At 54.4% G+C, this 22,018-nt stretch carries 13 protein-coding genes; 4 read left to right on the top strand and 9 right to left on the bottom strand.

Features of this window, described 5'->3' with window-relative positions:
* Positions 1 to 347: 347 nt before the first annotated feature.
* From ACZ5EH_RS05735 to ACZ5EH_RS05720, 4 genes are all read right to left on the bottom strand, one after another.
* Positions 348 to 794, bottom strand: coding sequence for a diguanylate cyclase (locus tag ACZ5EH_RS05735; RefSeq protein WP_464278266.1), 447 nt, complete (start codon positions 792 to 794; stop codon positions 348 to 350).
* Complete coding sequence (locus ACZ5EH_RS05730; RefSeq protein WP_464277171.1) at positions 728 to 1,345, bottom strand: response regulator; 618 nt, start codon at positions 1,343 to 1,345, stop codon at positions 728 to 730. Before ACZ5EH_RS05730 ends, ACZ5EH_RS05735 begins: the two co-directional genes overlap by 67 nt.
* A gap of 19 nt (positions 1,346 to 1,364) precedes the next feature.
* Positions 1,365 to 5,327, bottom strand: coding sequence for a hybrid sensor histidine kinase/response regulator (locus ACZ5EH_RS05725; protein ID WP_464277170.1), 3,963 nt, complete (start codon positions 5,325 to 5,327; stop codon positions 1,365 to 1,367).
* Between the two features lie 140 nt (positions 5,328 to 5,467).
* Complete coding sequence (locus ACZ5EH_RS05720; protein ID WP_464277169.1) at positions 5,468 to 6,871, bottom strand: serine hydrolase domain-containing protein; 1,404 nt, start codon at positions 6,869 to 6,871, stop codon at positions 5,468 to 5,470.
* A 246-nt stretch (positions 6,872 to 7,117) separates the two neighbouring features.
* On the opposite strand from ACZ5EH_RS05720, the gene thiM reads away from it, so the two are divergent.
* Entirely contained in the window at positions 7,118 to 7,930 is an 813-nt protein-coding gene (thiM, locus tag ACZ5EH_RS05715) for a hydroxyethylthiazole kinase (protein ID WP_464278265.1), read from the top strand.
* A gap of 15 nt (positions 7,931 to 7,945) precedes the next feature.
* Here thiM and ACZ5EH_RS05710 read toward each other — a convergent pair whose 3' ends face one another.
* Together ACZ5EH_RS05710 and ACZ5EH_RS05705 are read right to left on the bottom strand one after the other, a co-directional pair.
* A complete protein-coding gene (locus tag ACZ5EH_RS05710; protein WP_464277168.1) occupies positions 7,946 to 8,851 on the bottom strand; it encodes a hypothetical protein in 906 nt (301 codons plus the stop codon).
* 243 nt (positions 8,852 to 9,094) lie between these two features.
* Positions 9,095 to 10,783 (bottom strand): ATP-binding protein, encoded by a 1,689-nt coding sequence (locus tag ACZ5EH_RS05705; protein ID WP_464277167.1) that lies wholly within the window; start codon positions 10,781 to 10,783, stop codon positions 9,095 to 9,097.
* 359 nt (positions 10,784 to 11,142) lie between these two features.
* Here ACZ5EH_RS05705 and ACZ5EH_RS05700 point away from each other — a divergent pair, with 359 nt between their 5' ends.
* Together ACZ5EH_RS05700 and ACZ5EH_RS05695 are read left to right on the top strand one after the other, a co-directional pair.
* Positions 11,143 to 12,054, top strand: coding sequence for a spermidine synthase (locus ACZ5EH_RS05700; RefSeq protein WP_464277166.1), 912 nt, complete (start codon positions 11,143 to 11,145; stop codon positions 12,052 to 12,054).
* A gap of 1 nt (position 12,055) precedes the next feature.
* On the top strand, positions 12,056 to 12,682 hold the full coding sequence (locus ACZ5EH_RS05695; protein ID WP_464277165.1) for a fused MFS/spermidine synthase: 627 nt from the start codon (positions 12,056 to 12,058) through the stop codon (positions 12,680 to 12,682).
* An 8-nt stretch (positions 12,683 to 12,690) separates the two neighbouring features.
* Here the strand turns inward: ACZ5EH_RS05695 and ACZ5EH_RS05690 are convergent, their stop codons facing one another.
* Together ACZ5EH_RS05690 and ACZ5EH_RS05685 are read right to left on the bottom strand one after the other, a co-directional pair.
* A complete protein-coding gene (locus ACZ5EH_RS05690; RefSeq protein ID WP_464277164.1) occupies positions 12,691 to 13,926 on the bottom strand; it encodes an ATP-binding protein in 1,236 nt (411 codons plus the stop codon).
* 40 nt (positions 13,927 to 13,966) lie between these two features.
* Entirely contained in the window at positions 13,967 to 18,859 is a 4,893-nt protein-coding gene (locus ACZ5EH_RS05685; RefSeq protein WP_464277163.1) for a CheR family methyltransferase, read from the bottom strand.
* A 791-nt stretch (positions 18,860 to 19,650) separates the two neighbouring features.
* On the opposite strand from ACZ5EH_RS05685, the gene ACZ5EH_RS05680 reads away from it, so the two are divergent.
* Positions 19,651 to 20,718 (top strand): SEC-C metal-binding domain-containing protein, encoded by a 1,068-nt coding sequence (locus ACZ5EH_RS05680; RefSeq protein ID WP_464277162.1) that lies wholly within the window; start codon positions 19,651 to 19,653, stop codon positions 20,716 to 20,718.
* A gap of 73 nt (positions 20,719 to 20,791) precedes the next feature.
* On the opposite strand, the gene ACZ5EH_RS05675 is transcribed toward ACZ5EH_RS05680, so the two are convergent.
* Positions 20,792 to 21,955: an MFS transporter gene (locus tag ACZ5EH_RS05675; RefSeq protein WP_464277161.1), complete on the bottom strand. Its 1,164-nt coding sequence runs from the start codon at positions 21,953 to 21,955 to the stop codon at positions 20,792 to 20,794.
* Between the last annotated feature and the right edge of the window lie 63 nt (positions 21,956 to 22,018).

Raw genomic sequence — 22,018 nt, 5'->3', positions numbered from 1 at the left:
TTTAAAAAAGTGCCATTCTTGTTCGTGCTCTGGAGCGGATGAATCCTGCCAAGGGTGCAGACACAAAATAGGGCTGCAACTCCCGGCAAAAAACAGTTTTCGGATGTATCGCACATCTCCATGAACCGTGAACCTTGTACATACCATTCATGCTCCCTTTGTGTAAAATAAACCCGTTGAAACTTGAAATTATACAGTATTAGCAAAAATACCCGACAAAAGTGCGACAATAGATGCCGTTTGGCGCTACTGTCGCGGGTATAAGCAGGTTTATGAACAGGATATTTGATGGCAAGGGCGCGCCCCGAACAGGGCTCTGGGGATTCAATCAGCTGGCGGCAGGGGGTTCAAGCGCTTTCAACTTTGTTACGGCCACTCTCCTTGGCAAGGTAGAGGCCTTTGTCAGCGAGAGCTATAAGGTCCACGGCGGATGCTTCTTCAGTAGGGTGTATGGCGGTTGCGCCAAGGCTCAAGGTGACGATGGACGCCGCGTCTGAACTCTTATGGGGGTGGGCCATGTCTCGAATTGCCTGGAGCAGGTTCTCTGCAATATGCAGCGCGCCTTTTATATCGGTATCTGGCAGAATAACGGCAAATTCTTCGCCCCCGTAGCGCGCGACCAGGTCGCCGGGACGCTCAAGGCGCTGCTGTATGGCCTGCGCCACGCTGCAGAGGCAGCTGTCGCCGGCGAGGTGGCCGTATGTGTCATTGTAGCGCTTAAAAAAGTCTATGTCCGCCAGTAGCAACGCCAAGGGCGCGGCATTGCGCTGCGCCCGCTGCCACTCCGTTGCCAGGGTCTGCTCAAAAAAACGCCGGTTCGCACCATGGTCAGGCCATCCAGGTGGGCGAGCTTTTCCAATTCACGGTTGGCCATGGCCAGGGCGTTTTGGGCTTTTTTCCGCTCTTCAATTTCCAGCCGCAGCAGTTCGTTCTGCTCGGCAAGGGCTTTGCTCATCCTGCGCAGGCCCAGGTGGGCTTCTACACGCGCCACCACTTCTTCCGCCCGGAATGGTTTGGAAATGTAATCCAGCCCGCCGGATTCAAAAGCCTTGACCTTGTCCTGGGTTTCGGAAAGAGCGCTGATGAAAAGGATGGGGATGTCCCGTGTGGCAGGGGCTGCCTTGAGTTCGGCGCAAATCTCGTAGCCATCCGCCCCCGGCATTAAAATGTCCAGCAACACGAGGTCGGGCGAGCGCCGGCGTATGGCCTTCAGGGCCAGTTCACCAGAGAGCGCTGGCCGGATGTGGTGGCCGCGATTCTCGAGAATGCCCTTGAGCACGCTGAGGTTGTTGGCTTCATCGTCAACAATGACGATATCACTGCCCGAGGTGAAGATGTCCTGCATGGTGTGTTAACTCTTTATGTCAGCGGCTTTCAAGGATTTCCTGAACCACATCGAAACGGTATCGCTCCACAAGCCTGGTCAAACCCGTGGCCAGTTCAGGATGACTATGCCGCACGCTGGCAATTACCTGGAGGCAGGCTTCCATGTCCACCTCTTCCGCTGCGGTTTGCAGCTCCTGCCGGAGGTTTTCCGGGAGAGTTGCTAGGCCTGCGGCAAGCGCATGCGTATCGCTGGGCGTTATGGAGTTGCTGTCGGCTTTGCGCTCTGATTGCGGTTCCTCGTATTCAAAAACAGCATCGAGCTGGCGTCCCAAAATATCGAAGAGCAGCGCCTCGTCCATGGGTTTGCGCAGATAGTCATCGCACCCGGCATCCAGGGCGTTTTCGCGCTCTCTCTGGAAGCTGCTGGCGGTGAACGCCACAATGCGGGGCTGTACTCCGTCTGATTTTCTGATGGTACGGGTGGCCTCATAGCCGTCCATGCCAGGCATGCGCATGTCCATAAGTATTAATTCCGGCTGCCATTCCTGCCACAGGCGCAGGGTTTCCTCGCCATCTATGGCGCTCCGTACGCTGAATCCCATGGGGGTGAGCAGTTTGTGGATTAGTGTACGGTTTTCTTCGTTGTCGTCAGCCACCAGAATGCGGTAGGCTGGCAGCCCCTGTGCTAGGGAAATGACACGACGGTGGTTGGCAAGGGTTGCCGTCAGGGGAGAGTGCGCCTCCTGTACGGGAATGGCGAAAGAGAAGGTGGCGCCGCACCCTTTCTCGCTGCTGATGGTGATGTCGCCGCCCATGAGTTGCACCAGGCGGCGGCTGAGGGGCAATCCCAACCCTGTGCCCTGGGAGGCGTTTTTTCCGGATTCGGTTTGCCCAAAGAGTTCGAACACCTTGTCCAGCTCTTCTGTATCAATGCCGGCGCCCGTGTCGCTGACGGCAAAGAACAGGGTGAAGTCACCGCTTGTCGTTGTTTCACGCCGCTCCACACGCAGGATGACACTGCCCTGGCTGGTGAATTTGAGCGCGTTGGAAAGCAGATTAATGAGCACCTGGCGCAGTTTGACATCATCAACACGGATATGGCGCGGCAGGTTTTCCGACCAGCTTGTCTCCAAGGAAAGTTCCTTGGTGGCGGCCTGGTCTGCAAAGATGTCCACCAGATCGTCGAGCATCTGATGCAGGTCCAGATCGCGCAGGTTCAGCGCCATCCGTTCGGCTTCAATTTTAGAAAGGTCGAGCACCTGGTTGATGAGCGAAAGCAGGTGATCGCCGCTGCGCATGATCACGTCCAGATTTTCTTTTTCTTCAGGGGGCAGCTTTTTGTTGCGCCCCATGATTTGGGAAAAACCAAGGATCGCGTTGAGCGGCGTACGCAGTTCGTGGCTCATGTTCGCAAGGAAGATGCTTTTGGCGCGGTTGGCGCTTTCTGCTGCAATCTTGGCCTGTTCTAGCTCGCGGTTTGTATCGTTCAGTTCGCTGGTGCGCTCCTGGACCAGCCCTTCGAGAACCGTGTTGCGGCGGCGTATGGCGCCAATGCGTATCCGGTACAGACTCCATGCAATGAAAAGCAGCAATGCAACCGTGGATACGCGGAACCAGACCGTTCCCCACCACGGAGGCAGCACGGCGAGCTGCAGGTTTGCTTCGCTAGTGCCCCACGTTCCCCCACTTTTGGCCTGCACGCGGAAGCGGTACTCGCCCGCAGGCAGTGTGGTGAAGGTTGCGTTGCGAACGCCAGCTTCTGTTTCCACCCATTTTGGGGTCAGCCCTTCCAGCATGTATCTGTAGCGTATTGTCTCCGGGGCAATATAGTCCAAAGCTGCAAATTCCAGGGACAGGCTTTTCCACCCGTGCTTGAGTGTCAGGGTTTTTGTATCCCACACAGGCCTGGTCGGGAGAGTGTTCTCTCCTGGCTGGAGTCGGGTGTTGTCCAGCAGTATCCGGGAGATGGTCACAGGAGGGCTGAAGGTGCTGTCTTTGACCGCATCCGGATAAAACGCCAAGAGCCCTTCTTCTGTACCAAAATAGATGCGTCCGTCCTTGGCCTGCCAGGAAGCACGGGGAAGAAATCTAAGGCGTGGCAAGCCATCGCCAGCATCGTATTGCCGCAGCTTTCCCGTTTCGGGTGTAAATCGCATGAGCCCTTTGCCTGTGGCGAACCAGAATCTGCCCTGGCCGTCCTCCTGCAAGGCGAGGATATTAGTGGCGGGAGCGCTATGGTGTACAAGGCCTGTGGCCGGATCGAGGGTTACCAGGCCGATGTTGCTGCCTGCCTGGATTTTGTGGTCACGTGAAATCATGAGGGCCTGAATGCTTGATCCTGGAACAGGGAAAAGAGTCCACAAGCCGGAATGCCCCAAGCGTGAGATGATGTCGCGCCCCCCTGCCCATAATGCGCCGCGATCGTCATTCGCCAGGGCGACTGCCAAAGGACTTTTGGGCGGTATGCTGAAACGTTCCTGCTCCGTGTGAAAGAAAAAAACATCCTGGCTTGCGGTTGCGATTGCCAGCGTTTTCTTTGCCGCCTTTGCTATGGACGTAATCACGGGGCGCTGCTGGTCTTGGCTTTCCGGCTCCAGGGCAAAGGCTTTTGAGGTTTGCTCTGCTGGGGAGTGTTTGATGAGATAGCCACGAGCGCCCCCCCATATGGTGCCGGAATCATCCACGTAAATTGCTTCTACCTTGTAGGGCAGAAAGGCCATGCTCCGTGGCAATCGGTCCTCCACCATGCCTGTTTCCAGGTTCAAGCTGGAGAATGCTCCGTCACGCGCCAGCCAGATGCGGGGGGATTGGCCACCTGCTATGGCCCGAACCGCATTGCGGTTAGTGACAGGGATTGCGTTGCTGAAGAAAGCGTAGATTGCGAACTGTTCCTGCCTGGGGTCGAAAATCTGTACACCGGCATTGTTGGTGCCGCACCAGATGGCGCCGGCTGCATCCTGGGTGATGGCGGTGACGTGATCGCCCCGCGGTCCAGATGCCAGTATTGGACCATGGCGCCTGGCATTGGAGAAATAGCGGATGACGCGCTGCGCTTTTGCGTCAAAAAGGTAAACCCCGTTGGGACTGCCCAGCCAGACATTGCCGGTGTTGTCCAGGCTGATTGACGCCAGGGGAGCGTTGGCAATGGTGAATTTTTGGGTGGTGTTCTGCTTTGGGTCGTACCGGGTCAGGAAGTGCCCGGCAATCCATATAACGCCGTCAGGAGCAGCGCGGACCAGGCATCTTTTCACAGGGCCATCATAGGCTGCGTCATGGCGCACCGGCTTTAATTCATCCTGCTGGTCAGGAGCCAGGCTGTACACGCCCTGCGAGGTGCCAAGCCACAGTTTGCCCTCTGCGTCCTTGTCTATTGACCATACTGTCGCCGGGACGGGGGTATCCTTGCCTGGCACGGGAAACGCTATTGTCCGGGTCTCTCCCGTCAGCGGCTGCAGACGTACCAGGCCTGTTTCCAGGCCGCCTGTCCAAATATATCCGTTATCGTCGGCCAGCAGGCAATGGAGGGTCTGCTCCTTGCCCTGGGCTGCGGGAATCGCGAAGTGGGTAAACGCCTCTGCGTCGGGTTCGAAACGAGTAAGGCTTCCTTCGGGATTGGCCATCCAAATGGCGCCAGCAGCATCTTGCGCCAGCGCCGCGACGGTATCGCCAGCCAGCCCTCCTCCAGCAATAGGGGAGGAGCGCCGCCATACCCTGGCTTCGTATCCATTCCAGCGGGCAAGTCCACTTGGTGTGCCTACCCACATGAATCCCTGAGCCCCCTGTAATAGGCTAAGTACGGTGTCAGAGGGCAGGCCCTGCTCACTGCCGACGGTGGAAAATCTGGAAACAAGTTGCAGAAATTCAGGGGGCGGTGGCGGGGGAGTGGAGGAAATGTCGGGAGCGGCGTAAAGAAGAGTGGGCAACAGGATCAAGAGTGCCAGCAGTAACGCAGGCAGGGCGCACGAGGCCGGGTGCTTTCGCCGCCGAAGGCGGAGATCCATGAGACAGCTCCCGTCGTGCATTTTTCAGACTTCCCCTCAGGACGGTTATTAGGCGGACGGTACTCTGATGATTGATATTTTCAATACCAGAAAGGGATGGGAAAAGCCAGCTGTAAGGAAATACTATGCTTAAATCGGAGTTATGGAACGTTCTCTGTTGCGAGGCGAGCACGTATGTCGGGAAAAAGATCGCGCTGCACGAGCAGTTCATCGCCCCGTATCTCGAGCAGCAAGGGATCCAGAGGATCGGGCAGGGCGAAGCGCGCTGCTCCGTCTGGTAATTGGGGCAAGGGGAGAAGGCGCAGTGGCGTCATGCCGGGGAACAACGCAAGGGACAGTCCGCCTCCTTTCTTGTCGGTAACGAGTTCAAGCACGCCGCCGTCGCTGGTTTCGTAGCTTCCGGCATACCGTGTGGCGCCTTTTCCGGTGGCGCTCCAGTCCGCTGGCGGGAATCCGGGCCAGCCGTAGGCCCTGGCCACGGCTTCGAGAATCTCGAGTATCAGCCCCCTGCCGTTTTCGGCATTGGTCATCACCACGAGCCCGGAGCGCCGCTCTGGCAGGAGAAGCAGCAGACTCTTGTAGCCATGGTTCGAGCCCTCGTGGAAGGCGATGCGCTCTTCGCCGAGTTTCAGGAACAGGCCGAGTCCCACGGCCAGATTGCCGGCGCGATACTCCGGCGCGAGCATGACCGCGCTCCAGTCCGAATCCAGGGGTGTCCGCCATAGGCCCGAGGCGGCCTCGCAGATGGCCAGGCCGAGCCGGGCCAGGTCCTCCGCCGTTGACCAGAGTCCAGCCGGCGCCAGTTCCGGATAGTAGCGCCAGCCTCCAGGAACAAGGGCGCCGTAAGCGTCATGGGCCAGCGCCACGTTTTGCAGGGGAGGAGCGAAGCCGCTGCGTACCATTTGGGCTGGAGAGAGGACGTATTGCCGGACGAGTTCGGCGAAGTTGCGGCCGGTCACGTCCTCCAGCAAGCGCTGCACGGCCAGGGTGCCCCCGCCGGAATATCGGAAACCCCCGCCCGGCGGCGTCGTCACCCGAACAGGGGGCGTTACCGCCGGGGGCACGCCCCGCAACACTTCGCTTACGGTTGGAATGCGCTCCTCCCGGGGGTAGCCGGGAAAGCCAGGCACGTTGACGCCCCCTGTGTGGGAGAGCAGCATCCTCAACGTCACGGGGCGCAGGGCCATGCCCGGATAGGGAGGGAACCGCCAGGAGAACAGCCAGTCGTTCACGGGCGCGTCCAGCGGCGGCATGTCTATGGACGCGAGATTCAGGGCACAGAGCGCGGCCACGACCTTGCTGATGGATGCGGCCTGGAACACGGTGTCCGCCCTAACCGGGGAACCTCCTGAGGTGGTGACTCCATACCCGGCGGCCCAGTCGAGCACGCCGCGGTCGAAGACCGCCACGGCAACGCCCGGAGTGCGGTAGTGGCGCATGCGCTGCCGAATATCTGACGTATCGCTTGAAGTGTTTCCCCAGGGCGCCAGGCCGCTCTCCACCATGGTGCGGCGCGACTCCACCGCTTGGCAGAGTTCCGGCATGCTGAATGCCCCAGGAAGGGCGGTAAGCAGAAGGAGGGGAAGAAGAATCGCCCGAAGGAAGCGTGGTTGAAACGGTTTCATCGTCTCATTCTATGTCAGCAGGTTTGTCAGGTCCACATCATTTGCGAAATGGGCGCGGGGTGGAGGACGAAAAGAAAGGACCTTGACGTGACCTTGCGCAGCAGCCAGTATCCGGGGCTACGGCCGGAACTATTCTTCAACCAACACATCAACAGGATAGCAGCGATGAATTCTGAACAGCTCGCCCCCCAGGCTTCGGAAGCCCTGCGCCGCATGCGCGACGCGCGCCCCCTGGTGCATAACATCACCAATTTCGTGGTCATGAATTTTACCGCCAATACACTGCTTGCCTCCGGTGCGGCGCCTGTCATGGCGCATGCTCCGGAAGAAATGGAAGAGATGGCCGCCATTGCAGGCGCTGTGGTGCTGAACATTGGCACCCTGAGCACACCCTGGGTGGAGTCCATGCTGGCTGCAGGGAAAGCTGCCGCAAAATTAGGCAAGCCCGTGGTGCTGGATCCGGTGGGAGCCGGGGCGAGCAAGCTGCGCACCGAGGCGGCATGGCGGATTTTGCGCGAGACGGGTGTCAGGGTCTTGCGCGGGAATGCTTCGGAAATTATGGCCCTGCATAATGCCGACTCAAAGACCAGAGGTGTTGACTCGAGCCATGAAGCAGCAGAGGCAGTGGACGCGGCCCGTGCTCTGGCCAAGGAACTGGACCTGGTTGTGGCTGTCACAGGCAAGCAGGATATGGTTACTGATGGCGACACCATCTATCATATTGATAACGGGCACGAGTTGATGTCTTGCATTACGGGGACGGGGTGCTCCTCTTCTGCGATAACCGGCGCTTTTCTCGCTGCCGAGCCGGATACGCTGCAAGCGGCTGTAGCAGCCCTTGCATTTCATGGACTGGCTGGTGAATACGCCGCGAAAAAGGCAGCAGGGCCGGGCAGTTTTTCCGTGGCGTTTTTGGACAGCCTGTACGAAACCACTCCGGAGTTGCTGGCGCAGGGCGCCCGCATCAGCAAAGCATAGCGAAACAGCGCAGGACTACTCTTTCGGGGAGGGGTGGTCCTGCGCTTTGTTTTGTTTTTGGGCGTCGGCAGACGGGAGCACGCAACGTTGGTGAGCGTTTTCCAGACGTTCGCGAGCGTCGGCAAGCGCGGCGACCAACTGCTCTATGTCCTTTTCCGTAAACAAACGCTGCATGATGACTACGCCTGTGTTGCTGCGCTGTTTGCGCTGCAGGCTTTCAATGGCCATGAGGTAACGCTCCACCCCCATGTTCATGATCCGCTCATGCACTTCTGTCGCCAGTCGAAGCGCCACCATCTGGGTACGTTTGTCCAGCAACACCCCCTGCCAATAAATAGGGGCGCTTTCCCCTTGCTCGTCCATATCACCTATGACGTAATCTCGCAGAATATCATCCATTTCCGCCGTCAGTTCTTCTATGTGAGTCATGTTGGTGCCAAAAAGAAACGGGAGCGCCCTGAATGCATCAAACTCCTCCACGGAACCGCGTATGGAAATAAGGAAGTAGTCTACCAAAGGACCTGGGATGATGCCGGGGACGAACTCTGATATCGAGGTGTCATAGGCTTCTGAACCTTGGGGGGGAACGCTGTAGCGGCTTTCAGGTGCTAGAAAACAGAATGCCTTGAGAAGACGGCCAAGAACATCGCGCCCCCCATCCTTGGCATTGAGAAAATCTTCCACAGTGGAGGCAACGAGCTCCATGCACTGTTTATTGTAGAAGCTGCGTTGCGTGGCATGCTCGGTAAGCGCGGCCTTGATGAGTTTCTTTGCCTTGTCTTCTGCAACACCGCCTGACACAAGCATTCTTATGATGATGTTGGCGAAGGAGTAAAGTTGCTTGCCACACTCACTGCCGGTTACGCCGCAAAGAAAATTGCGCACTTCCTTACTTCCGAACTGGATTTGTTCTGTGGCCATTTTACCCCCAAAGAGAAGATGTTAAGCTGATTCATACAAATGATAGCGTTTCATCAGGCATGGATCAAGGTAATTCGTGCAAAAGTGTTGCAGATTGGTAAAATATTCCGGCGCTCTATTTCAGGGAAGTATAAGGAAATGAAAAATGGAAATGCCGCGCATTCAATTGATGCATATATGTTGCATAGGAATAAGGCGGGAAGCACCATTGGGAGGAAGAAGGAAACCGGCTTTGAGAGTTGCTTATACTGTGTCTATTTTAGCGATTACTTTTGTGAGTACCTGGCAAAGATCATGTCGTGTCAGGGGCTTGGCGATGTATTCATCCATGCCGGCTTGCAAAAAAGTCTCCTTGTCGTCGGCCATGGCGTAGGAGGTCATGGCAACAATGGGAACAGGCTTGTTTTTTTCTCCGGCATCGCCTCTTCTGATCAACTTTGTGGCTTCCACCCCATCCATGACAGGCATCTGAATATCCATGAGCACGACATCGAAGCTGCTTTCCTGAAGTTTTAACAAAACAGCCTGGCCATCTTGAACAAGCGTGACTTCATACCCCTCGATTTCCAGAAGGCGTTTGGCGGAATAGCCGCTGATGGAATCGTCTTCGGCCAGTAGAATGTTCAGCTGTCTGCCCTGGATGCCGTTTTCCATTGCTTGAGCACACAGTTTTTCCGGGGCGGGCACGGGCCGCAAGGGCAGTGTGAAAACAACAGTGGTCCCGCTCCCGTATGTGCTTTCCAGGGAAATTGATCCCCCCATGAGCTCCACAAGCCGTTTGCAGATGGAGAGCCCCAGGCCGGCGCCCTGGTGCTTGCGCTGGTAACCTTCAACACCTTGGGTGAACGGCTCGAAAAGCGAAGCAGCCTGATCTTCTGGAATGCCATCCCCGGTATCGGTCACGGAAAACATGATCCATTGTTTTTCGGACAGGGGGGAAGAAATATTTTTGACTTCCATTAAGACCTGCCCTTGAGAGGTGAATTTAATGGCATTTCCTACGAGGTTGGAAAGCACTTGCTGCAGGCGGAGCGAATCGCCGTTGACGTAACGGGGTATATCCTCACCGTAGCTGAAATTGAGCTGAATGTTTTTTTGCCTGGACTCAGGCATGAACAGTTCTATGACCTGATTGATGACCTCGGGCAGTTCGAAGGGAGCCTTCTGCACATGCATCCTGCCGGACTCGATACGGGCAATATCCAGAATATCGGAAAGCAAACTGGTAAGGCGTTTGCCGGCTTGCAAGGCCATTTCCGCATAATCCATATGTTCTTTGCTAATAAGGTTTGTCTTGAGCAATTGGATCATGCCCAGAAGTCCATTGAGGGGGGTGCGGATCTCATGGCTCATGTTGGCCAGAAATTCGCTTTTTACACGGTTGGCGGCTTCGGCTTCATTTTTAGCCTGCAGCAGCATGGAGTGCGCCTTTTTGATGTCCCCCAGATACACGTCAATGCAGTACATTTCCTTTTCGCCCTTGGCGTTGGATTGCATGACGTGGGATGAATAAACGGGCACGGAGGAACCGTCCTTGTGCAGTAAATCAAGTTCGCCGGCAGGGATGCGAACATCATTTTCAATCCAATCGGCAATGCCTTGAACGACACCTTCGCGCATGAAGTCCGGGATGATCAGATCTTCGAGATGTTTTCCATAGGCTTCTTCTTTGGAGAAACCGTACAGGCGCTCGCTGGCTGTGTTCCAATAAATGACACGTCGCTGGGCGTCATATCCCTGCACGGCGACCATATCCATGTCTTCCATAAGTTTCTGGAAGCGCCCCTCGCTTTTGGTGGGAATGGTGAATTGTGGGGTAGCGTCGGAGTCCTGGGCGCTTTGCAGGCGTTTTTCAAGTGCAGCTATACGCCGGTGCGCTTTTTTCAGTTCCTCGATACATTCTGCTTTTGTTTTTTTGGTATAGTCAGTCATTTACCACCTCGGGGGGCGCTTTGTGTCGGTAAGCATATCCTGTTTTCGAGCGATATATCACCGCGATCAGGCGATATATCTGCCTTGCAAACACAGAAAAAACGCGGCATCCACTTGCTTTTTTTCATATTTATAGGGCGGTTCTTTGTGTAGACGAAAACCTGAAAATGTCCGCTATATATTCTGTACTACAGCAATTGTAACTGTAGAAGACCTTTTTTTATAACGACGGGTAGCAAAAGCGCCCCCCTCTTTACATTTTTATATTCCAGGATAAGCTGTCGGATAAAGGTTTGTTCAGGTTGACTTTAGGGGGGGTATCGTTGGTTAGCAGGCCAAACGTCTAAGGGAGACAGAGGATGGCCAGAAAAAGAAACATCGCCGGTATTGTCATCTTTGCCTTATTGGCAGGGGCGATGCTTACTGCGGCCATGCAGATTCCACAACTTGGCGGCGGGCTCATTTACGAGGGAGAATCCCCCTACCAGACCGTGTTCGTCACCGAATCCCTGGGCATACGTCGATTGCATGCAGGGTCGTTGCGTCACAATAGCAGCGCCATGGACGTGAACACACCTCTGCGGCATGTATTTGAATACACCGCCCTGATGATGCTGTCCCTGGGGTATGTGGATGCGCCTGAGAGTTTTCTTGTGGTGGGGCTCGGCGGCGGCACCATGACCCGTTATCTGCGGGAGTGCTACCCGGATGCGCGCATAGTGAGCGTGGAGTTCGATCCCGAGGTGGTGCACGTGGCCAAGGAGTATTTCGGGCTCGAACCGGATGACGGTATGGAAATTGTTGAGCAGGACGCCAGACGTTGGCTGCGCTCCACAAAGGAAACGTTCGATGTTATTTTTTTGGATGCCTACCACGGGGGGTATATTCCGTTTCATCTGACCACACGCGAATTTTTGCAAATGGTAAAAGATCACTTGAACCCTGGCGGTGTGGTCTGCTCCAATACGTGGACGTCCAGTGACCTGGCCGAGCGGGAGTCTGCGACCTATCAGGAAGTATTTGGCAACTTCCATAATTTTATCGGGAAAAAAAGCAGAAACAGGGTGATCGTCGCTGCGCCGCGGACGTTACCCGACAGGGAAACGGTGCTGCGGCGACTGGGTGCTTTGCAAAAACAGCTTTCCCCCCCGTATATGAACATGCAGGCGCTTTTCAAGCGGCATTGGTCCGAAGTGCCACCATGGCCGAAACAAACAAAGGCGCTTACTGATGACCATGCGCCCGTCAACCTGTTGCTGGAGCAAGACTGACATGAAATTGTTGTGGTCCCTGCTGGTCTATGGTGTGGCTTTTCTTTCCGGAGCGGTGCTGCTGGCGCTGGAGATTGTCGCCAGCCGTGTTCTGGCCCCCTACTTTGGCAATTCCGTATACGTCTGGGGCAGCCTTATCAGTGTGTTTCTGCTGGCGCTGAGCCTTGGGTACTGGCTTGGAGGGCTGCTGGCGGACAGACGGCCTTCATTGATGACCCTCGCCGGAGTGCTGGCCTTGGCTGGCGTGTTCATCTTGCCTTTGCCGCTGGTCTACATGCCGCTTAGCCGGTTCATTGTGGATTTGGAGCTGGAGTTTCGTACGTCTGTTTTGCTGGCCTGTGTGGTTTTTTTCCTGGCGCCTTCCGTGCTCATGGGCATGGTATCGCCCTTTGCCATCAAGCTCAGCGCCACAGGGCTCGAGGTGATAGGGCGCACATCTGGCCAGGTCTATGCCGTCTCAACCATGGGCAGTATCAGTGGGGCGCTTGCCGTATCATTCTTCTTGATACCCTGGCTTGGTACCCGCGGGATAGTATTTGTGCTGGGGTTGGTCCTTCTCGTCCTGGCGGGGGCCTGCCTGGTGAGTTCGAGGCTGCCTCTCGCGCGGGAGAGGGCCAAGGCGCAGTAACAGGTTTTTTAAAAATCCCTGAGCAATTCGTTCAGCTTCTCCACCTGCAAAGGCTTGGTAAGATAGGCATTGAAGCCGCTTTCCATGTAGTGGTCCAGCTCTTCCTTGAGAGCATACGCCGTCAGCGCGATGATGGGGATATCAGGGTCGACGCCCGGAGGCGGGGAGTTGCGAATAATGCGTGTGGCTTCATCACCGGTCATTTCCGGCATGAGAATGTCCATAAGAACCAGATCGACATTGTTTTCCGCCAGTTTTTCCAGGGCTTCCGAACCGTTACTGCTCATGATGACGCTGTGCCCCGCACGGGAGAGCAGCTCTTTGATGTAAATCTGGTTCACTGCGTTGTCTTCTGCAACCAGGATGCGCAAGGGGCGCCCGCTCTCCGCAACAGGCTGCAATTCCTGCGTCGCATCTCCGGATTGCGTACTAATCCCGAAAACAGCGGTGAAAGAAAACGTGCTCCCTTTTCCCTCTTGGCTGTCGACTGAAATTTGTCCACCCATCAGTTCCACAAGGCGACGCGAGATAGACAGCCCCAGACCCGTGCCGCCATATTTTACATGGGAAGAGGAGCGGACCTGCTCGAAACTCTCGAAGATTTTATGCAACATCTGTCGCGGGATGCCGATTCCGGTATCGCTCACCTTGAACTCCAGTGTGCAGTACGCCGAAATCCGTTCGCCGTTTTCCAGGGTCTCGGTATCATCCTCTGAAGATTCTTCTTTTTCCAGAAGATTGATGAATACGTTTACGTTGCCTTGGTCAGTGTATTTGACGGCGTTGCCTACGATATTGATAAGCACCTGGCGTAAATGCCCAGGATCACCAAGCAGGAAGCGGGGCAAAGAGTCGTCCAGGTCGTAGGCAAGGGTTACGCCTTTCTTGCTCGCGGCAAGCTTCAACGGGTCCATGCAGGAATCGAGAAGCTCGATCAGAGAGAACAGCTTTTTATCCGCTTCTATCCGACCTGCTTCGATTTTGGAAAGGTCCAGAACATCGTTGATGAGGTCCAGCAAATGCACCGACGACTCTTTGGCCAGGCTCAAGTATTCCTTTAAGCGTGGTTCCGTGGTTTTCATGTCCGCCAGTTGGATCATGCCCATGATGCCATTGAGGGGGGTGCGTATTTCGTGGCTCATGGCTGCAAGGAAAGCTGATTTTGCGGTGTTGGCCGTGTCGGCGGCTTCCTTGCTTTTGACCAGCTGGTCAAAGAGTTCCAGCTTGTCCATTGTTACGGACACAAGGTCTGCCAGTGACTGGAGGACCTGTATTTTACTGCTTTCAGGGACTTGCTTTACGGCCCAGTAAATACCGATTGCACCAACAGGGTTTTGGCACCATGACCAGGCTTTTTATAAACGTGTCGGCGTAGAATTCCTGCGGAATGCGCGGGTCGGTCGTTATGTCCTCAATGATGGCGCTTTGACCGTGGCTGATGACCCAGCCGCAAAGGCAGGTGTCCATGGGAAACTGCCGGCCCTTCCAGAGCGGTTGCCTGGAGTCCTCATCCACGTAATGGCAGAAATCGCCATTACGCATGACAAATGTTGCGCCATCCGCTTCAGTCAGTTCTCTTGCAGCGGTGCTGACGATAACGCTCACTGTTTCCAGGTCGCCCGCCAAGGAAAGCTTTCGCGCGGTATCGGCAAGAAGGCTGCGCTCCCTTATGCGCTCCTCCTGCTGCTGTTCGGCGCGCTTACGGTCGGTGATATCTCTGCTTGCGCAGGCGATATAGCCAACATTCCCGGCACTGGACAGCATGGGCGAGAAGATATTCTCGTACACGCCGTGCTCGCCAGTTACCGGGCTGACGTAGCGTGTTTCATTGGCAATGCTTTTTCCAGTAGTAAAAACATGCTCTACGCCCTCGAGCAGCTTTGCTTCCACCTCTGGAGGGTAATCCAGCTCCTTCATGGTTTTGCCGATGGCCTGGTCGGCCGAAAGGCCCCAGAGATCCAACAGCCTTTGGTTGGCAAAGGCAAAAAGCCCGTCACGGTTGAAAATGCAGATGTAATCCTGGACAGAGGAGAGCACGGCGTCCAGTTCCCGGCTGCGCAGGGACAATTCCTCCAGAGCGCGGCGCAGTTCCTCCTCGGTGCGTTTGCGGTCCGTGATGTCCTGTGTCGTGCCAAAGCCGCTGACCAGTTGGCCGTCCGCGTTGAATTCCAGGCTGCCAAGCTCCCGTATCCAGCGCTCTTCCTTTGAGGAAATAATCCGGTGTTCAATATCGTAGGGAGCGCCGTTCAAGGCGGCCTGCCAGGCGTTGTCGACCATTTCCTGATCCTCTGGGTGCACGCACTCCAGAAAGGAATCATAGGTCATGGTCGTGCCATGGGGGATGTTGAAGATGTGATAGATTTCATCCGACCATTCAAACGTGTTGTCCTGCACCGTAAGTCGCCAGTTGCCGATGCGTGCAACCTGCTGCGCGCGCTTCAGGTCTGCGCGGCTATCGCGCAGGGACTGGTTCAGTTTCCGCCGCCGCAATGTGTGCCAGGTGGCGTCCAGCAATACGGTCACCTGAAGGATGTCCATCTGGTCGTATGCGGCAGCCTTATTGGCAAACAGTCCAAGGAATACGACCTCCCCGCCTTCAATGATAGGCACAACCATGACACGGCTCAGCTGTATGTGACCTTTGGGGAATCCACGTCTTTCCGGAGCATTCGGGAAATCGTTGAAAATCAAGGGTTCCTTGCGGCGGATGGCTTCTGCCCAAACGCCCCCTTTGCTCACATGAAAAGAAAGGGATTTGTCACTCACGCCGCACTCGTTCATGATATTTTCAGTCATGCCCAGAGTGTCAACTACAGTTCCGTCTTTGGTCATTGTGCCTATAAAACCAAAAGCACTATCGGTCAGGCTGGAGATTTCTCCGAGGATGAAACTGGCTATCTCCTTGTCCGAATTTTCCTGCATCTGCGCCAGGGATGCCAGCGCTTGCAGTCGCTGGGTGGTGCGGAGCATCTCCATCTCGGCTTTTTTGCGCAGGGTCACATCCAGGGCGTACAGGTTGACGTAAGCGCCCTCACGAATTGAGGCCAGGGAAATGTGATACGTGCAGTCCGGCAGGTCAATTTCGAATTGTTGCAACTGCCCTGACTCCAGTGTCTCCGTAATCAACTCACGCATATCGGGGGGCAATTCCTGCCCGTCGGCCTGTTTCCAGAAGTGTTGCAGTTTGGAGCTGGCGGAGTTGGCGAACAAGAGTTGGCCATCCTTGTCAAAACGCATGACAGGATGGGGGTTTTCTTCAGGAAATTTTGCCAGATTCCGGGCTTGGCTTTCCGCTCTCACCTTGTCTGTCAGGTCGAGCCCTGTCGACATGAGCATCTTTTTGCCTGACATCTCGATGGCCTGGGTTGACCAAATCGTGTTTTTGATGTCGCCGGATTTCGTATTCACCAGGATCTCAATGTTGCTGGCCTTGCCTGATGCAGAGAGGGCGCCGATAAATAATTTCCGCTGTTCCGCTGTTATGAGACCGATTTCAATGGGGGTTTTGTCGATTATCTCTTCCCTTGAGTACCCCGACATTTCACAAAATGCGTCATTGACGTCGATATACCGACCCGTCTCGATATCGCTGATGACAGAGAAAGATGCGGTTGCGTAAAAGAAGTTTGAAAAGCGCTCTTCGCTTTGTTGCAGTGCAGCGGTTCTTTCGTTGACAAGCTGTTTAAGCTTCTCATGGGATTGACGCAGTTCCGCTTCAGTATGTTTGAGTTGGGTGATGTCGACAAACGTCACCACCACACCGTCCATTTCACTCCGCTCACTCTTGTAGGGTGTTACTTCGACCTGAAAGGTTTGTTCGTCGTTTGTTTGCATCACCCGCTCTATGTGCTTTGTCCCGGAAAGCACGGCGTTACAGTCTTCGAGCAGCGTAGCATCGCCAATGAGGGAAGAGCCGAGATCAGCAAGGGGGCGGCCTTGGTCTCCTTCCCTAAGGTGATAGATTTTGGAAGCTTTAGGGGTAAAACGACGAATGCGGCGTTCGGTGTCCAGGAAGATGGTGGCGATGTCCGTGCTGGAAAAAAGATTCTCCATGTCGGAATTGAGATTGGCCAGTTCGGAGATCTTGAACTGCAGCTCGGTATTGATCGTCGTGAGCTCTTCGTTCATGGCCTGCAATTCTTCTTGAGATGCTTCGAGTTCTTCGTTGGAAGACTGAAGTTCCTCGTTCATGGAGACAAGCTCTTCGTTTGCCGCACGGAGTTCCTGCCCCGTGTAGTCCCTGCTGCTGAGGGTCTCCTGCAACTCCTCGCCCGTTAATCGTAGCTGTTCGAGCAATCTTTCATTGAGGTCTGTAAGCTCCATATCCTGCTCTTGGATCTGGGACGCACTCTGTGCGTTGGATATGGATTCGAAAATTATGAGCACCGATTGAGGATTCGCGTCATCCTGGCTGACACGTATATCCACATGCGCTCCATTTGGGGTGGCGATGTTACGCAGTTTAAAATCCACCCCAGAACGTGCTTCCGCTATGGCTATACGCAGATGGGCGCGCAAATACGGTCTGGCGCAGGAATGGATATTGGAAAAACAAGTGCCGCTGGAAAATGCCAGGTAGGGATCAGGATCGCCAAAGATAGAAATGACCTGATCGTCAGGATTTATGAGTACGCCAGTGAAAAGCGATGCGAGGCGGTGCTCAATGCTGTCTGCGGATTTGGGCGTAGAAGTTGTGGCGGCATCATGCGATTTGTCCATAACGAATTTCTTGGGCGACCGCAGCATTGTCTGGCTGCGGTCCAGTTCGTTCTTGTTGCGTTTGAACAGCTTCCATTTCTTGTCCAAAACCGTAAAGTAATCTTTGAACCCCGATATATTCTCCGAGGGGCCGAGAAAAAGCACACCATCTTCTTGGAGCCCCTCAACGAAATAAGGGAAAATCTTTTCCTGCACACCCGTTTCAAAATAGATGAGAAGATTGCGGCAGCAGATCATGTCCAACTTGTGAAAGGGCGGATCGTGCAGCAGATTATGGATTGCAAACACGACGCTTTCACGGAGTTCTGCGGTGACGGCCCAGCCGTTTGATGTCTTTTGGAAATAGCGATTGCGAAGGTGGCTCGGTACTTTGGCTACTGAGTTTTCGGGGTATACGCCGCGGCGGGCGAACTCTATGGCTTCGAAATCCGCGTCTGTGGCGAAAATCTGTATGCGCCAACGTCCACCTGTTTGGCGCTGATGCTCATGAAAAAGCATCGAGATGGAATAGGCCTCTTCTCCCGTGGCGCATCCAGCAGACCAGATTCTGATTTGCTCCTCGTTGGTCTTGCCCTTGTGCAATTGGGGAATAACGTTTTGGGCCAGCAGGTCGTAGGCATCCGTGTCCCGGAAAAAGCTGGTGACGCTTATAAGCAGGTCATTGGCCAGGACTTCTGCTTCCTGGTTGTTTTCCTGAATATATGCTGCATATTGTTCTGGTTCGCATATTTCCAGGTTTGTCATGCGTCGCTGGATGCGGCGCCTTAACGTACTGGCCTTGTATTCCCGGAAATCCCTTGCGGATGCTTTGAGTACGGCTTCCAGAATGACTTCCATACTGTTTTCATCGACTTGCAAGGCCTGGCGAAGCTGGGTCTTGCGCTCGTTACGCTGATTATCCTTATCCAGGTGTTTCATGAATGTTTGGGCCATAAGCTCGGTAGGCAATATGGCGTCCGGTTCCACTACCTTACTGGCGGCGTCCGGCATGCCAGTAAATTCGGAATCTTTTTGAATGAGACAAAATCCGCCCTGCTGCTTTATGGCGGCCACACCTGCAGCGCCATCCGTTCCTGTGCCGGAAAGAATGGCGCCCATGGCCAGGGGGCCACACTCGTCCGCCAGACTTTTGAAAAATATATCTACAGGATGGTGTTTTGATGCGGCATCTTTCGGTGAATGCAATTTGAAATGGCCGGAATGCAGCACAAGGTTCATGCCGGCAGGCATGACGTAAACCATATTGCTGGATACAGCCATATTGTTCTCAATAGATACCACCTGCATTGTGCAATGTGCGGAAAGCAGGCTGGCGAGATAACTTTTCTGGCCTTTGCTCAAATGCGTGACAATGGCGATGGCCAAATCGGGAGCAGCGGGAAACTGCTCTAGAAAATTCTGTAGCGCCTGAAGACCGCCGGCTGAAGCGCCTACGCCTATGATATGGCAATGTGCCATGGTGGTAGACTCCGAGGTGTTATCCATCAAAAAAAGTATGTTGGATGCGCCTGTTGCAGTGCTATTAAATACCCTGCCGCCTAAAGGGCAGTTCTGCAACTATAATCTGGTAGTTGCGCCCAAAGTTTCCGTGCTGCATTGTCAGGGGAAACCCCCAAAAAAAGTCGGTTTTTCTAACGGTAACACAGTAGGAAAAAGCTGAAAAGACAGGGTATATTTAAGAACATGAACCAATTAGAATGGGTATGCCGCTCAATTAAAGGGGTAAATAGCTAAAAAATTTGAACAATTTATTTCCAGAGCATTATTGCAATTGTGGGGGTAAATGATAATTCTATTGTGATGAACATCTATAAGGCACTACTTTGAGACAAAAAAAGTTATGAAAAAAAATTTAAAAATAATGAAAAAATAACGCGTTGAATAGAATATATCCATTGTGCAAGAGTAAGCATATATAAATTAGTAGTCTGAATATTTTTCATAAAAGATATAAAACTGAAATATATACATGTAAAATGAGCATAAAGATTCTGTAATGAGTTTAAAAATAGTTATGAGTTGAATTTTGCATATAATATCACAAAATATAAATCCAAGCGTTTCAGTTTCAAATACGCGCTGCATTGAAAAAATATAAGCAAGCGCAGCATGTTCAAAGCAGGGTGGTATCACCTGTTTCCTTGACTTTGAACGCGTATGTCGCTTTGGTGGTGCGGCTCTTCGATGCTTTGGGGGGCGTTTGAAGGTCTGGAACAATACGTTGTAATCAAGACGAAAAGGATCGGAGCATGAAGACTGGACGCAATGACCCCTGTCCATGCGGCAGTGGCAAAAAATACAAAAAATGCTGCCTGGCCAAGGCCGAGGCGGAAGATTTTCCATACCGTCGCATCAGCCAGGTATATGACAATCTGGTCGAACGCATACTTGCTTTTGTGAACAAGGAAATCGACCTGGACCTGATGGACGAGGCGCTGGACGCCTTCATGCTCAGGAAGGGGCAAAGCGGCCCCCTTGTGCCATTTGACGGCTTTTCACAGCTTTTTGTACCGTGGGCGCTTTTCAGCTGGCGCATCCCGGGGAAAACAGCCGCCAAATTGCAGCCTCAAGCCGACCAGCAGAAGCTTTCAAAAACAATTGCGGCATTGTACTTTTCCGTGAAGGGCAAAAAGCTGGACAGCTTCGATCAAAAGGTGCTGCACTCCTGTGTCGACGCGCCTTTCAGCTTTTGCGAGATAACCGAAACCACCCCTGGAAAGGGATTCATCTGCAAAGATCTTTTCACAGGGCAGGTGCGGGAGGTTTTCGAGCGGAGCGCCTCGGAAGCTCTGGCAAAGGGTGACATTTTCTTTTGCTCCATCGCCCCCGTGGATGAATTCGAGATTTTATTGGGCACAAGCCCCGTCAAGTTCGGAGCTGCAGCCAAGGTACGGGTGCTGGCGCTTATAGAAAGCTTTGGCGCCGAGGCCGGCGGCATGAAAGCGGATACGTTGCTGGAGCACGATGCCGCCATCAGAGCCTTGTTCCTGGAGCTGCATACTGAAGCCACGGGGGCAGGTACACCTTGCTCAAGTGCTGCGCAGGGCAAAAACGGGCTCCAGTTCAACGAGAAGGCCATGCAGGACCCTGAAGTCCGCAACAAGATTATCGCAGTGTATCGTGAGCAGTGGCGGCAATGGGTGGACACACCCCTTTCTGCACTAAAGGGCAAGACACCCCGCCAGGCCGTGCAGAGCGCCTCTGGCAGGGAAACGGTCGAAGCCTTGCTAAAGCAGGCCGCATCCACGCAGTCAGCGCAGTTGGAATTGCAATTGGAAGGCATTGCCCAGGCCAGGGAGGATCTGGGGCTGGAGTGACGCATCTCCAGGAAAAAGAACGCTATCAAAAAGGGCGGCGCTTTTATGTAAGGCGCCGCCTTTTTTATTGTCTTCAGCTGGAAGGAGCGTTCTTTTCAGAATTTTGCAGGAAGAACACGGCCACCAGGGGCACGATGCTGCCAATGGCGCCCATGACGCCGATGGCCATGGGTTTGGAGGGCCAGTCAAAAGAAATGGTCTCCATGGCCAGCCCGCCACAAAGAAAGATAAAGAACGTCAAAAGAGAAGCAGCGGTCCCGGTGTCCTTGTGCACCTGCTCCAGAGTCACGTGATTACTGATGGGGCGGCTCATGCCCAGAAAAAAGCTGTACAGGAACATGGCGCCGGCAAAGCCTATGGGTGTTGAGCCACCCATGGCCAGCAGCAGCGTGCTGCCTGCAAGCATGCCCGTCAGGGATACGAGCAGGATTCTGAACGAAGCAATGGAAACGCAAAGCCGGGAGCAGGCAAAAGACCCTGCCATGAGCGCAAGGGCATTGATCGCGAAAAAGAGGGCGAAGCTTCCTTCCTCCAGGCCGAAACCGCGGATGTAAATGTCTGACGAGCCGCCAATAAAGGCGAAAAAAGCAAAGTTCCCAAGGGAAAAAGAAACCGCATACGCCATATATGGAATATTGCGCCCCAGGTTCAGGTAACGTTGCAACGCAGCGCCGAGCCCGCCGGTGTGGTTGCCGGTATCGGGTTCCTGCAGACGTAATGAGCCGTACAACGCAGGCAGGGCAAGGAAGGACTGGAACACGAATATGCCGCGCCAGGAGACGTAATGCATCATCAGTGCGCCAATGCTGGGCGCAACCATGGGGCACAGAGGGATGAGCACACCTATGTAGGCAAGCAACTTTTTGCGGGCATCCCCTTCATAGAGGTCCTTTGCCAGCGCAAGGGACATGGCGGAGGCGGCAGCGGCGCCAAAAGCCTGCAATATGCGCGCGAGCACCAGCATGGTGATGGAGGTGGAGCCGGCGCACAGCAGACAGGCTACGATGTAGATGGCAACCCCGGCCAAGAGCACGGGCCGTCTGCCGAAACGGTCCGCCGTGGGGCCGTGTACCAGCAAAAACGCGCTGAAGCTCACAAAAAAAGCGGCCAGAGAAAGGTTGGCCTGCGTCAGGGGAATTTCCCAAATCTCGCAAAGCAGGGGAATGGCCGGAAGATACATGTCTGTCGACAAAGCCGGAAAAGCGGCTAACAAAAGTATAAGAGCGAAATTGTTCATAGTAATGTGTAAATAGGGGTGGTGAAACCTGTGACGTATTAGATTTTCCTACCCGCGGTGTTG

The organism is Desulfovibrio biadhensis, from assembly GCF_055388615.1.
Note: the sequence above shows the minus strand (reverse complement) of the source record. Positions and strands in the feature narration are given on the sequence as shown.